This is a genomic window from Nocardia fusca NBRC 14340 (assembly GCF_001618425.1).
GTDB lineage: Bacteria > Actinomycetota > Actinomycetes > Mycobacteriales > Mycobacteriaceae > Nocardia > Nocardia fusca.
This window is the reverse complement of the sequence record NZ_BDCU01000018.1, coordinates 525,864-540,365: the sequence shown is the minus strand read 5'-3', so window position 1 is coordinate 540,365 and position 14,502 is coordinate 525,864. Positions and strand designations below refer to the sequence as shown.

The following is a 14,502-nucleotide window of genomic DNA, read 5'->3' as shown; positions in this document are numbered from 1 at the left end:
GAGGTGCGGCGATGGATCTCCGGGGAGCAGCCCGAGATCCCGAAGCCCGGCTTCCTACAGGGACTGCGCGGACGGATGCGCCCGGAGAATTCGCAGATCGCCCGGTTGTACACCGGCGGGACGCTGTCGGCCATCGGCGGGTCGACCATGGCGAGCTCGATACCACTGCTCGTCACCGATATGGGCGGTTCGAATCAATTGACCGGCCTGACCGCCTCGGCGATCTTCGCCGGTGGCCTCCTCGCGCAGTTTCCGGCCGGGGTGCTGGCGGACCGGTCGGACAGCCGGCGGGTCATCCAGATCGCGGCCGGGACCGCGCTGACGGTCGGCGGCGCCGGCGGGCTGTGGGTTCTCGGCGACCTACCGGGCGCGCTGGGGGTGGTGATCGGATCGGCGGTCCTCATCAAGGCGGCGGACACCTTCGCCGGAGCCAGTAGGTTGGTGTACGGGCGAGAGCTGGCCGTGACGAAAGAGCAGCGCAACAGCGCGATAAAACTCTCGTATGTGGAGGGCCAGGCGTCGTCCACCGTGGGAAGCTTCCTGGGTCCCGTGCTGAGCCGGTTCTCACCCGGGCTGCCGTTCCTGACCAACTCCGCTTCGTACGGGGCGGACCTGGTGGCGCTCGCCGGTCTTCCCTCGGTGCCGCCGCGAGAGAAGCGTCCCCGGTTGCTCGACGGCGCACGCGCCATGTGGCAAGACCCCTATCTCCGGGGTTATACGGGGATATCGTTCGCCTGGGGGATGGGTGGCACGGCCAGCCTCGTGCACCTGGCGGATATCGTCACCAACGCAGGGTATTCGGCGACCACCACGGGGTTGGTGATGGCATCCGGTTCCGCGGGTGTGCTCGCCGCCGCGTTCGCTCCGGGAAGTTTCCTGAACCGGTTGAACGTCAAATGGACCCACCCCGTCACCCTCGCGTCCTGGGCGGCGCTGATGGCCGGATACGCGACCACGGCCGAACCGTTGATCCTGGGACCCGGTTCGGCACTGGTCGGCGCGGCCGTCATGCTGAACAACACCAGATACAGTGCCTACCAAGCCGATGCGGTGCCGGAGGCGGTCATCGGCGGTGCGGTGTCGACCGCCATCGTCGTGGGCGCTGTGGGCTCGATGATCGGCGGCGCGCTGGGCGGCGCGGTGCTCGAGTCGTTCGGGGGGACGGCGACAGGCCTCATGAATACAGGTATCTTCGGCACCGCGGCGATCCTCTCGACTGCCCTCGCACTCGCGACCCGGAAGAAGCAGGCCTCGGCGGAAGGCGATCCCGACGGACCACGATTGCCGCCGGAGCTCGTCGAGAAGTGCGCATACGAACTGTCCCGGGCCTTCTGGTACGTCGGGAACGCCGAGGGGCCCCGACCGGACGGCACTGATCCCGGTTGGGTGGCCGAGGACAACTGGCGGCTGATCGAGGCGACGTTGGGAGCCGAGTTGCGTCTGGTAGCCCATTCGGCGAAGAGCCACCCCGTCGACGAGGCCGCAAAAACGGTCCGCGCCCGGAAAGACGGTGTCGATTCGATGGTCGTCGTGGTCGAGGGCTCGACCGGAACATTCGGCTGGCTCGTCGCGAACGTCGACGGCAACGTCCTGGTTTTCGACACTTCGATCGACAAGTCCGACCCCGAGGTTCCGCGGGTGCGTGACTACGACGGTGACGAGAACGGTGCGCACAAGTGGCAGCCCACCTACCGGCCCGAAGATATCGACGCGGTCTATGCGGCGCGCTTCACTCGCGTAGAGGGGACGCTGGTGGCGAAACGTCCCGCTTCGCGGTATCCCGAACGCGCGTGGGCACATTCCGTGCATCCACGCTGGACCCAGGGAGCGGGGACACCTCATCCAGACAACCGAGCCGGGGGTTCGAGCCCGGTACCGGCGCAACCGCGGGCGGCCGCCCCGACTGTGGAATCGATCGGCGATGCGCCTCGGGAGCCGGAAGCGGTGAAGGGCCAGGTTGATGCGCTGGGGACGCCGCAGAACGTGCGGCCTCCGGAAGCCGGGGATCCTGCGTCACCGAAACCGGGCGGCACGGAAAAGCGCCCGGCGGGCGGAGATGACACGGCACCTGGTGAACGGGGGGTGCTGCGCCTGCCGGATCGCGGCCTGCGCGACCAGGACGGCATACCGGTGTCCGAGCTCGACGAACCGGAGCGGGCCGAGCGGCTGACCGGGGAGACGGAGTCGGCTGCGGCGGTCAGCAAGCGGGGCTCGGCCCACGACCGCAACGAGGACGCCCTAGTCGTCGTGGAGTTCACCCATAACGGGAAACCGGTGCAGATCGCCGCCGTGTTCGACGGCGTGGGCGGCGCGCCGGACGGCCATCGCGCGGCGCAGGAGGCGGCGACCGAACTCGGCGCGTATCTGCAGGAGCGCTGGTCGAGCACGCGGTTCGGGCGGAAGGTGACCCGGGAGATGGTGCTGCGCGATGCGCTGCACCAGGTGCAGCAGCGGGTGCAGGAGCTGGGCCGGCTGCCGGAATACTCGGGTCATCCGGATAAACCTCAGTGCACGGCGGCGGCCGTGATCATGGAGGCGGATCGGTTCACGGTCGGGTGGGTCGGGGACAGCCGGATCGGGTGGACCTCCGCGGACGGCCGGCACGCGATGTGGTGGACCGGGGATCATTCGTCGGTCCGGATGTTCGCGCGGGAGAACGGGGTGAGTGAGCGCGAAGCGCTCGACCGGGAACCGTGGCTGGAGAACTATCGGCACGCCATCGAATACGCGCTCGGCCGCGAGGGCAGGATTCCGGCCGCACCCGGTGAGGACGTCACCCCGGGGGAGTATCTGTGCACGGTTCTGGTGTCCGATGACATCGACGCGCCCGTGGTCGCCGAGGACGGCACGATCACGGTGCCACGCGGCGGCGTCGTGCTGGCGATGACCGACGGAGCGATCAAGACCATGCCCGGTACCGGTGTGCTGGGTGACGCCGCCGCACGGCATGCCGGGGAGCCGCGCGCAATAGCGGCCGAGCTGGTTCAGCGGGCGGTGGACGAGGGAGAAACCGACGACGTCAGCGTCGTCGCGGTGGGGCACCGATCCGCGGAATCCCGGCGTGCCGGTGCGACGGCTGCCGCGCGGAATACGCTGAAGCGGTGGTGGCGCAGGGCGGGCAGTCGCCAGGACGGCACTGCCCCGGTCCCCGCCGTCACCGGACACCGGCGTACCTCCGAGCCTCGCGCCGCCGGTACCGCTCGTGCGACACCGGACGAACGGCCCGGGCCAGAGCCGGATGAACACACCTCACGTTCCGCTCCGGCGGCGCTGCCGACACGAGAGACCGAACCCGGGCGGGTGGTGGGTACCGGGAACGGATCCGGGCCGCGGGCGGATTGCGTGGCGCGGGCCTCGGAGGACTACTGGGCGACACTGGGGGTCGCACCACCGGTGGGTGTGCCCGAGCCGGGTCTGGGCGGGGTGCTGTTGAAGGATATGGCCGGGGTGGTCGGTGCGGGCTGGGACCCCGGCATCACCTCGTTGCAGCAGGCGAGGGATCGGGTGGCCCGGACCGGCAAGCCGATGATCGTCGTGGTCGTGTACGAGGGCGCGGAGGGGGAGGCACCGCGATGGGGGCACGCGGTGAATGTGAAGCGGGCTGCCGATGGTTCGGTGGTCGTGCACGAATCCGGCGTGGACGAGACCGAATGGTCGCCCGCGGCTCCGGTGGCCGCGGTTCTGGGTATGCGGGTCGCGGAGGGGGCGCAGGATCGGGTCCTGACGGAACTTCCGGAGCATGCCCGGGGGTTCGAGGAGGTACGGGTCGGGCTCCGGCCGGGGCTGGCCGCGCTCGGGCCGGAAACCTTCGCGCGAGTGGATGCCGCTAAAAAGGAACTCGCCGCGCTACCCGGCTATTGGTACATCTCCGACCTGCCGATGCCCGAACCCGGAGACACCTTCGGCGCCGATTGGGTCAGTAAGCGGGGGGAATGGCTGAGCGCGCTGTTCGACGGGAGATTCGATGAACTGCGCGATATCGAACTCACGGAGAAGGACTTCCTCGAACTCGGCCGGATCGTCGAGCGCTTTCCGGTTTACACGACGCTCGCGTTGATCGTCGCGGCCGGACTGTCGGCCGATCAGCTGCTGCATATTCGCAAGATGGGCTGGGGGCAGCTGTTCATCCAGCAGACGAAGATTACGCAGAAGGGGGAGACGACCAGCGTCTGGAAACTGCGGACGATGCGGAAGGGCAACCCGCTGGAACCGAGCAGCCGGAAGAACAAGGACAAGACCACCCCGGTATCGCGATTCGCGCGCGATACCTCGCTCGACGAATTGCCGCAGCTGCTGGCGATCGCGGCCGGAACGATGCAGTACTTCTCCGGCCGCCCGCTCCTGGAGCAGGACCACGAAAGGATGAAAAACGTACTCACTGCCGAAGAGTACGAATTCTGGGACGGCCATCTGAAGAACGACCTGTGGTCGGCGCTGCATTTCCCGGGTTGCCGGGAGCACGAACCCGAGGGCGAAACGTATCTGCGGGCACGGTATCTCGCTGCCTATATCTGGTCGAATATCGGCAGTAGAGCCGCCCAGGAATACATGATGAGGATCGTCGACCGCTATCTGGCCGCCGTCGTCGCGCGGGAAGCGCCGAACTTGCTGATCGGCACGGTCGAGGACATTCTCCGGGGCATGGCCGGCCTCCTGCCCGGCAGCTCGGGACACCAGCTGCTGGACGCTGCGGATCGCGTGGCCGGTGGTCCGTTCAGGCAGATCGCACAGACGATGCGAGGCACCGCGAACCGTATTTCGAACCTGGTGTATCCGATGCCCGGTGAACCCGAAGCGGCCGGTTTCGAGCAGAAGAAGATGCTCGCGGCGATCGACTTCGTCGAGGGCGAGATCGCGGAAACCGACGGTCCACCGCCGGATCCGGGCAACGGAACCGGAAGGACGAGAACCGAACCTGTCGCGGATTCGAACGCCGAACGCCGACCGGTACCGAATCCCGGGCAAGGCACAGCTGAAAAGGGCGGAACCGCCGCGGATAACGCGATAACACCGTGGTCGGCAAGGCAACATGCCGCGAGCGCCCCGGCACCCATCGAGCCTTCGGCGGCAACGGACCCGGTGCCCAGCGCGTCGACTGTGCCTGCGCCCTGGCGGAAAGGTACGACTCGCCCTTCCGGCGAGGAGGCCGTGCCCGGCGCAACCGGTTCCGGGATCGCCACCGACCAGGGGACGGAATCATCCGGGCGCCCGCCCGCGCCGGAGTCACGAATCGACGAATGCCTCGACCGCACAGCGGAAGTTATCACCCTTCAGGCACGCAAGGAGGGTGACGGCCGCCGCAACGACTGGCGAAAGCTGAAAGAGAGAATCGCCGCCCGGCTCATCGAGGTCTCCGGCGAAGCGGACCCGCTGCAGAGCATCGTCGACAGCGTCAAGAATCCGGACAACGACAACCACACCACCGTCGTTCTCGTAGACAACGGCGAGACCATGCACGCCTTCGCCGTGACCGCCGTCGGTGACACCGCCATCTTCTTCGATACCAATATCGACCACCACGCCAACCCGGACCTCACCGCGGCAGACCGCGAACTGCTCGCACAAGACGCGCGCGTGCCCCGAGTCCAGACCGAACACGAATTCCGGAACCTATTCACCGAGATCAGGCGCGTCTTCAAAGCCGAATTCGCCGAGGACCCCGCAACCTGGGCACTGGTAGACCTGCACCAGAACGAACCCGAAGACCCCGACGCACCGACCCCCCGCGAGGGCGAAATCACCGGCCCGCCCAGAGCGGACGAGCATTCCCGGGCCGGCCACGGCGAACCCGCGCTGACCGATGCGCAGGCCGATACGCTCCGGGCACTGACCGACACCGAGGACTCGAGCGGTACCGACCGCGAACACCGGCTGTGGCTGCTGCCGGATCCGCGTCCCGAGCACGCGGGTGAGCGGGTGGTCGTTCGGAGAGTGGCGGCTACGGACGACGCCGACCCGCTCGCGAGCGTCGGCGATCTACGGCACGTCGTACCGAGCACAGACGATGGCACCCGAACAGCCGCCGGTGTACGCGGGCCTCGAATCCTGTACGAGGGCGATGATTTCGTCGTCCACGAACAGATATCGGGAAACCCGCTGACGGTGGCCGACCTGGTGAGCGAGGACATGTCGTTCCGTGGCGATGTCGCCGAGCAGCTGTTCGCGCAGCAGGCACCGGTCGAGGAACGACCTGCGACACTGGCACGGGCGGAGTGGGAGAGCGGTTTGCGCCGCGCCCTGCGCCGTGCGGAGGCGAAGATCGCCGGTCTGCATCCCGGATCGATGCTGGGATCGGGAACAGGATTGCTCGGGCTGCCCGCGTTGTCCGATGTGTTCGTGCCGAAACCACCGGCAGCCGCGGGAGAGCCACAGGTGCATCTGCGCGGCACCGTAACCCTCGCCGACCTGGTGTCGGCGCCCGACGGCACGCTCGCGCGGTCGGGCCCGGGGCGCTTTGATCTCGGACCGCCCGTGTGGGCATACGCCGCCTTCGTTGTCCGCAACCCATGGCCGCCCGAGGTACGGCCGCAGGTGGACGACTGGTGCAGGCAGCAGATCCGGCAGCGGCACACCGAGGCTGCGATGATCGACTTCGATCGCTACCTTGCGGTCGAGGCGCGTATCGCGGCCGTCGGCCGGGCGCTGCAGGCGCCGCGGAATCCTGCGGCGCACACCGTGCCGCACACCGATCTCCTGTCGGCGTTCACCGCGGATGTGGCGCTGGTACGGCGGGCGGCGGGCAAGGAACCGGTATCCGAATCCGAATGCCAGGCAGTCCTCGACGCCCTCGCCGACCGGATCGCTCGGGGCTGGCCATCGATGCGGCGGCGCTACCTCACACCCGAACTCGATGAGCCGCTGCCCCCGCGGCTCGAGATCTCCATTCGCCAGGTGGCGGAAAATGCCCGGGGGGAGGGCGAAGCGACCCGTACGCTCCGGCAGCAGAACGGAGCACATCGGCTGGAAGTGACCCGAATCGATCGTAAGGTGGATCGCATCAGCGGTGGGGTGCATTTGGCCGTGCACGCGGTGGTGATGATCGGCCAGGCCGAATTCGGCGATGTGACAGTGTCTTTCGACGTGGCTGGAAACGGCACCGTCATCGCGTCCGTCGACCCCGGCCCGGCCGCCGATTTCGTTGCGGAGTATCTGTCCCACCGCGGCGGCGCCGAGCGCGGCTCGTTCCTCGACATGGTGCGGCATTTCGTGCGCGGGGCGGGCGCGGATGTGCTGCGGATCAGGGTTGCCGACGACCCGGCGGGCGAGGTGCTGCACGGTCAGGACCTGCTGCGACAGGCGGGCCTCGAACCGGTCGAGAACGCCCCGCAGTGGCTGAGCGAACGCTGCGAGTGGGTACCGGGTGTGGTCGAACCCGTCACCCCGCGGCTGGATCGACGGCTCACCCGGGACCAGGTGCTACAGGTGATGGAGCAGGTGCGGATCACCTCGCCGCACGAATCCGAAAACCAGTGCGGCGTATGGCATCTCCCGCTGTCTGCGGCGCCGGGCACGGATTCCGAGACGATGGTGACGGTCCGGGTGTATCTCGACGAGGCGCAGCAGCTGGGCTTCGACCTGGACGCGTTGGCCCTGCCGGCGGCTGCGGCGTCGGACCTGTTCCACCAGGCCGGGGTGCGGGGGCCGCGGCTGCTCTACGATTCCGAATCCTCACCGACCGCGCCCGATTTCCGGACGCGCGTGACGATTCACGAGTACGTTCCGGGTATCGAGGTCGGGCAGCACGAGGGCTGGGAACGCACTACCGAGGACACCTTCCGCGAGCTGTACCGGCTGCACAGCATGTCGACCCCACTGTTGCAATTCGACTGGGATCGGCAGCAGCAGAACCGGATGCTCGAGCTGGAGCGCGACGACGTCGACCACCGGCTGGACCGGCTGACCGGTGGCGCGCCGTTGTTCGTCATGTGGATGCCGGTCCTCGTCTTCGAGGCCCAAGGCCGGATGGGGTTCACGCACGGAAACCCGATCCGCCGCAAGATGCGGCGCGGTGCGGACGGCCGGGTGGGTTTCACCGATGCGAAACTCGCCCAATATGCTCCGATCGCCTGGGATTGGGCCAGGTACTACCTCGTGAACGAGTGGGCCGACGACGCCGAACGAGAGGCCGTCGCCACCGAGATTCGAACCATCCTGCACCGGTACGGTGCCGATATCGCGGCCGACCTGGTGGCGGATTTCGACCGGTACGTGCTGCTCGAGGCCCGCAAGTCGATCATCGGCGATGCCTATCGGCTGCCGCGCAAGATCGCCACCGGGTTCCTGACCGTCGAGGAGGCGCTGCCGGCCTTCCACCGCAATATCAACCTCGTTCGCCGCGCCGCCGGCCTGGACCTCATATCCGAAGACGAGGTTCGCGCTCTCTTGATGGAATGGTCGCTGCGCGCGTTGACGCAGGATGTGCCCGTCAAGCCCCCCGCCGAGATTTCGCCCGCGTCGGCGGCGGCACCGCGCCGGTGGATTCAACAGTTGTTCGCCACCGCCGGTACGCCGGCCGGTCCGGAGTTCACGGACGTGGACGCTGCGGCATTGCGGTTCCTGCAGCGCTGGGACGGGCCGCGGCGGCTGGAACCGATCAGGGTGCGGATCAAGGACTCCATGGCCAGCGTAACCGCCGTGCTCATGGACGGGACGCGGATGTCCGATGAAGTGGTTTTCACGTTCGCGCTGGACAATTCCAGCCGGATGGTTGCACACTGCGCCGGTACCCACCACTCCCTGAAGGCCGATGGTCTCGTGCTCGATTTCGTCCGGGACGCGGGCGCGGACCGGCTCCTGACGTTGATCAACGACTGGCCCGCTGCCGCTCGGGCCGGATACGAATTGAACAGAGATCATCCCGGTGAGATGGGCGCTGTCCACGAGGCGCTTTCCGAGGGACTGGACGAACTCGAGCGACGCGAGCCGTCGCTTCCCGACAGCATCGCGGAGGTAATGCGTCAGGTGCGGTCGGGTAGTGTCCCGACACTGCGGGAGCTGTTCGACGCCGGCCTGACCGACCTCGGTGTACCACTCGAACAGATCCTCGCACCATGGTACGGATGCATCGACGTGGCCGCGGCTGCCGGGAATATTGTGTGGAGCGAGCCCGACGCCCCGCCGGTCCGGGTCGCTCCGCTGGACCCGGCGCCACAGGAAAAGCTGTTCGCCAAGATCAAGCGTGAGGGCGCCGGCACCATGGATTGGCAGGTCGCCGCCAGGCAATTCCTGCGGGCCCGGCTCCGCGCACCCGACCGGCAGGGTAACAACAAACGTGCGTGGTTCTTCCGCGACGACAACGGCAATCGGATCGTCGTGCATCAGGTGATGCGGGCGGCCGCGGACGATAAAGATCTGACGCGCAACCCCACCGCGTCGCAGGGGGATGTCCGCTGGTATCACCGGCTGCCGTTCGATGTCCCCGATGCTGTGCAGCTCGCCGGCTCGGTGACCGATGTCCCGGCACGGGTGTACCGATGGCGAAATTTCTACGTGGAGGAATTCGCCGAAGGGCGTACCCCGGCGGCCACCGACCCGGACTTGAATGCCGTCCTGGACAAGATGTTCCAGGTGAAACGGCGGCTGCTGACCGTGCCGCTACCCGCCCATCTGCAAGTGCGTCCGGTGACCGAACATCTGCATCTCTACCTGGATCACCAGCGCCGAAACCATCGTGGCCGCGCACCCTGGCTGGACGGGCTTTTCCAGCTCGCGCCGCATCAGGCGTGGTCACCGGAGACCGATGACGCGGCCTGGCCACCGAGCCTCAACCACAACGATATGACCCTCGACAATGTCCGGATCGCCGACGACGGCACGATCACCATGATCGACTGGGACAACGCCGCGATCACGCATCCGCTGTGGGATTACGTGACGATGCTGTGGTCCAACTGGCCGCCCGAGATGGTCGACGCCATCGAAGCCAGGATTCGGAACGAGGTCCGGGATCTGTTCGGGTCGCGCGGCGAGGCGGAGCTGGAGCGGTTGCTGACGATGGGGTGCCTCGACTCGCTCTACGCCGATTCCGTGACCTTCGTGGAGCAGATCGCGGAGGATCCCGGCCGGGCCGATACCCTGATCGCGCGATTCCACTCCGACTATCGGCGGTTGTGCCGGCTTCGCGGCTGGGAACCGGAGCAGCCGGAGGTGGTGCGCACCATGATGCTGACGGCGGCGAACGGGCTGCGTGCCGAGCGGGGACTGTCGCTGCTGCCCGATTCGCCTGTGGTACAGCCGAGCCGGCCGGCGGCCTCCACGACCGATCCGCGAGTGACGCTGCCGATGGCCGAACATCCCGGCGACCCGCTACTCGCCGTCGCGAACGGTCTGCTCCAGCAGGAGTACGGCCCGCACGGTTACGTCGTGGCCCCGACCGATGTGCGGTACACCGACGAACCGGGTGGCCGCCGCCTGACCGTGTCGGCCACGGTCGTCGTCGACGGTGCGCGCGGCCTGGACGAACTGGGCGACCTGCGATTCCATGTCCGGGCTGCCGACAACGGTGGGATTGTCCTGTCATTCGACCACCTGGAGCTCGGCACCACGTTTGCCGGTGCCCGTTTCGTGCAGTACTTCATCCCACGGTTGCGCGAATGCGTCGGTGCGGACGGGCGGATCATCCTGCCCGTCCACGGCCCGGCGGGTTTCCGGATGGCCGCGCGGCACGGTCTGCGGCTGGATGCGGATCCGGAGCATCTGGCCGAGTCCCGGAAGAGTACTACGCAACTGTTGAGCGCCGATCCCCGCGGGACAGTCGCCGACCCGATGCTGGACAGGTTCGACCGCCCCGTCGAGGCGCGCCCCACATTCGCCGAGCTGGTGAGGTATGTCGATCGGTTGCCGCACGACTGGCCGGAGAACAGCCGGTGGTGGGGCGTGCTCGACGGTGCGCCCGCCCACGGCGGCCCGCCCGCATCCGGTGCCCGTCCCCGGCCGATGACCCGGATGGCTCGCCGGTATTTCACCGTCGACGATCCCGCATTGACCGAACACGAGATCGACCTGCTGACCACGCTGGTCCGCGACCGAGCCGACTTCGCCGGGAATCATCACGGGGTCTGGGTGGTCCCGCTGCCGGACGGCCGCCCGGTCGTCGTCCGGGTGTCTATCGATACGCCCAATCCCAACTTCGATCCGCGCATCGGGCTGGTCTTCGGGGAGGAGGCCGCGGTGTCGCTGTGCCGCAAGGCGGGGGTCCGGGTACCGCAGCTGCTGCACAGCGGTGCGCAGGACTCCTATCCGGAGCGCTACATGATCCACGAGTTCCTCGACGGCCCTCACCCGACGCCGCAGGACCCGCTCCTGCAGACGGCCGAGTCCGTGTTCGGGGCGCTCGATCGGCTTCACTCCTTGCACGCAACCGACTGGGCCGATATCGAACTCGAGCAGGTACCGCCCACGAATCGTGTCGAATGGGAGCGTCGGATGGCACGCGAGGTGGCGCGGATCCGCCTGGAGTTCGACGAGTACGATCGGCTGCACGGTGAACTCGGGTTGCCCGGTCTCTACGAGGTGTTCGAGGTACGGGCCGCCGCCGATGACGACGTACCGCTCGGTGCGTTGCACGGCGATCCGACCTTCGGCAACCTCATCTTCCTGGGGCCCGGGGAAGCGGAACAGCCGGCACTGCTCGATCTGGAACTGTCCCAGCCGGGCCCGGCGGTGTGGGATTACGTGGCCTACGCAATGCGCAACTCGTGGGCTTCGGACGACGACTGGAACACGGTCATGAACTGGTGCCGAGAGCGGCTGCGGCGCTTCTACGGCGACGCCGCGGCCGCCGACTTCGACCGCTATGTCGTGATGGAGGCGTGGAAGTCCGTCGCGGGCGACAGTTTCCGGTTGCCGCTGCTGGTCGCTCGCGAACCGGATTTCCTCGGCAGGGCGGCCCGAGCGCTGCACCGCAACCTCGGCATCGTGTTCGCGGCGGCACACCGGGATGGGCAAGGGCCGTCATTGTCACAGGTGCGGGATCTGCTGTTGCGATGGTCGCGCCACTCCGTGCCGGACGGGCACGAACAGCCGTCCATCCGGCCGCGACCCGTGCCGGCCGCACCGGCCGAATTGTCGCGTCTGGCGATACGAGAGCAGCTCCGGGCGGGTATCGGCCGACCCGGCACCGACGCCGAACAGACCCTGCAGGCAGCCGTTGCGGCGCTGAGATGTGCCGATGGTCCCGCTCGCCTCGAACCGGTGACGGCCGAGTACGAACCGCTCGGCGACGTGGACGGGGACGTCCGCAGCCGGATCCGGATACTCGCCGTGCTGATGGACGGGACCCGCGAATACGGCGAGACGACAGTTCGTTTCGAGCTGAACCGGGCAGGCCGGATCACCGCGAGCCTCGACACCGCCAACCCCGACCTGGATCGCCTCGCCGACGACTACGGTGGCCCTCGCCTGCTCGGACCGGCCGAGGACCTGGCCCGCCGGATGGGTGCCGATGCATTCGCGACCGAGGTCTCGGGTGCGGCGGCGGTCCGGGCGGTGCGGCACGGCTTCGCGCGGGCCACCGGACCGGGAGAGCCGTCGCCATCCACCACCTCCGTGCCAGTGGACACCGATACGGGCGCGGTCGGCTTGTTCGGCCGGCGCTGGGTGGCCAAGGACCTCGCCGACCCCTCGACACCACCGACCCCGATCGAGCATCGCAACCCGGCGCGCCGACCGCGGGGCACAACCCTGCTCCGGGAGCTGCTCCGCGACCTCACCAAGCCGCTGGACGGCCGCCGCATACAACTCAGCGAGGCCACCCGGATTCTGATCCGCGCCGAGCTGCGTCCCCCCGACACCACTGGTTACCACGTGCTGGTCTGGTGCGAGGTCGACACCGACGGAAACCCGGTCAAGGTGCGGCGCGTCGTTACCAAACCCGGTGAGAAGGATTTGGCGGCCAACCCCACCCATCCGAAACTGCTCAGCGACGACCGGCGTTTCCACCGCATCGAGCTGGACGAAGAACGTGCGGAGGAACTGGCCCGGGAGGCGGGTGTCCTGGTGCCGACGACGCTGGCCCGCGCGGGCGAACGCTCGTTCCGCGGCATGGGTGACGGCCGCGTCCCCACCACCGGCGATCCGGATTGGGAGCAGACGTTGCGTGGTCTGTTCCGGCAGCTGCGGCGGCTGCAGACCGTCGTGCTGCCCGACGACCTGGCCGCCCGGTCCGTGGCCGAATACGAGAAGCTGTACCTGAGCATGCAACGGATCAAGTACGAAGATCGGCAAACCGTCCTGGATGCGCTGTGGCCGATGCCGCACGAGATCTGGGTTCCGGGCGAGGGCGCCCCGAAGGCGCGCCTGAGCCACGGCAACCTGACCTTCCGCAATCTGTGGGTCCGGCCGGACGGTGAGGTGCTGCTGGACAATTGGAACCTCGCGGGCGTTCGTCACCAGCTGTGGGATTACGTCGAGATCTTCTGGAATCCGTGGCCACCGGAGGTCCTGGATCATGTCGAAACGATGGTCGAGGACGAAATCCTCGACCAGCATGGTGATTCCGGTGTTCGTGAGTTCCGCCGGCTGCGCGCGATGGCCGTACTCGACTCCCTATACGGCGACTCCAGCCATTTTGTGGCGAAGATCCGCCGCGATCCGCGCACGGCCGAAACTCTCATCCGCCGCTTCTATTCCGATTACCGCTGGCTGTGGGACTACGCCCACACCAACGGGCTGTGGCCTGCGCGCGGTACGCGGCCCCTGAGCTACCCGCAGGTGTACGAGCTCATGATGTACGCCGCCGACCCGAGCCTGCCTCGGCCCGACCTGCTCGACCACGGTCGCGATGCGGCCCCGCGGGCGCGCACCGCCCCGCGTCCGGACCTGTCCGGAGTTCCCACCATTCCGGATCTGCTCGCCGAGCCCCCCGCCGAGCACGAACTGCTGTCCGAACTGTCGGGCCTGCAACAGCAGTACGGCCTCGATCTCGACCTGAAACTGACCCGCGTCGAATACCTGCGCGCCGGCCCCGGGGCGCCCGAGTCCGGGATCCGGATCCGCGGCGTCTTCATTCTGCGACGCGCGGCGCCGGTGGAGGCGGGCGGTCTGGACCTGAGTATCGAATTCGACGAGAACGGCAGTTTCACCGCGCGTTTCGACGAGCTGTGGACCGAGCCGTGGCACGGGCCCACCGGATGCGGCCGCGACGTCGTTCCGCCGTTGCTGTCCTACCTCCGCGTATCGGACGTGGAGGATTACACCGTCACGGTCCGGGGCCGTCGCGGGGTCGCGACCGCCATTCGTCACGACCTCGACTGGGACTACTCCGATCGGCACCGCCTCGCCAAAAGCATGCGCGCGTTGAGCGGCCAAATCCGTTCCCGCCTCGCGCTGACCCAGGATTCGGCGCCGATCCCTCCGGCCCTGGAGCGGCTTCTCGACGATCTCGACCACGAACTGACCCGCCGCTATCCCACTCCCGCCGAGATCGCCCGCCACCTGCCGGAAGGCGTGGATCCCACCGACTTCTTCGAAGGATTCCACTGGCAGGGCCGCGCTACCCCGTGA

At 68.0% G+C, this 14,502-nt stretch carries 1 protein-coding gene (cut by a window edge); it reads left to right on the top strand.

Features of this window, described 5'->3' with window-relative positions; translation table 11 throughout:
* Window positions 1-14,502, top strand: partial view of a LuxR C-terminal-related transcriptional regulator gene (locus NF4_RS11675; RefSeq protein WP_063127270.1) — the final stretch only. It extends 35,988 nt beyond the left edge of the window; 14,502 of the gene's 50,490 nt are visible here — the last part of the coding sequence; the start codon falls outside the window, past its left edge; it ends in the stop codon at window positions 14,500-14,502.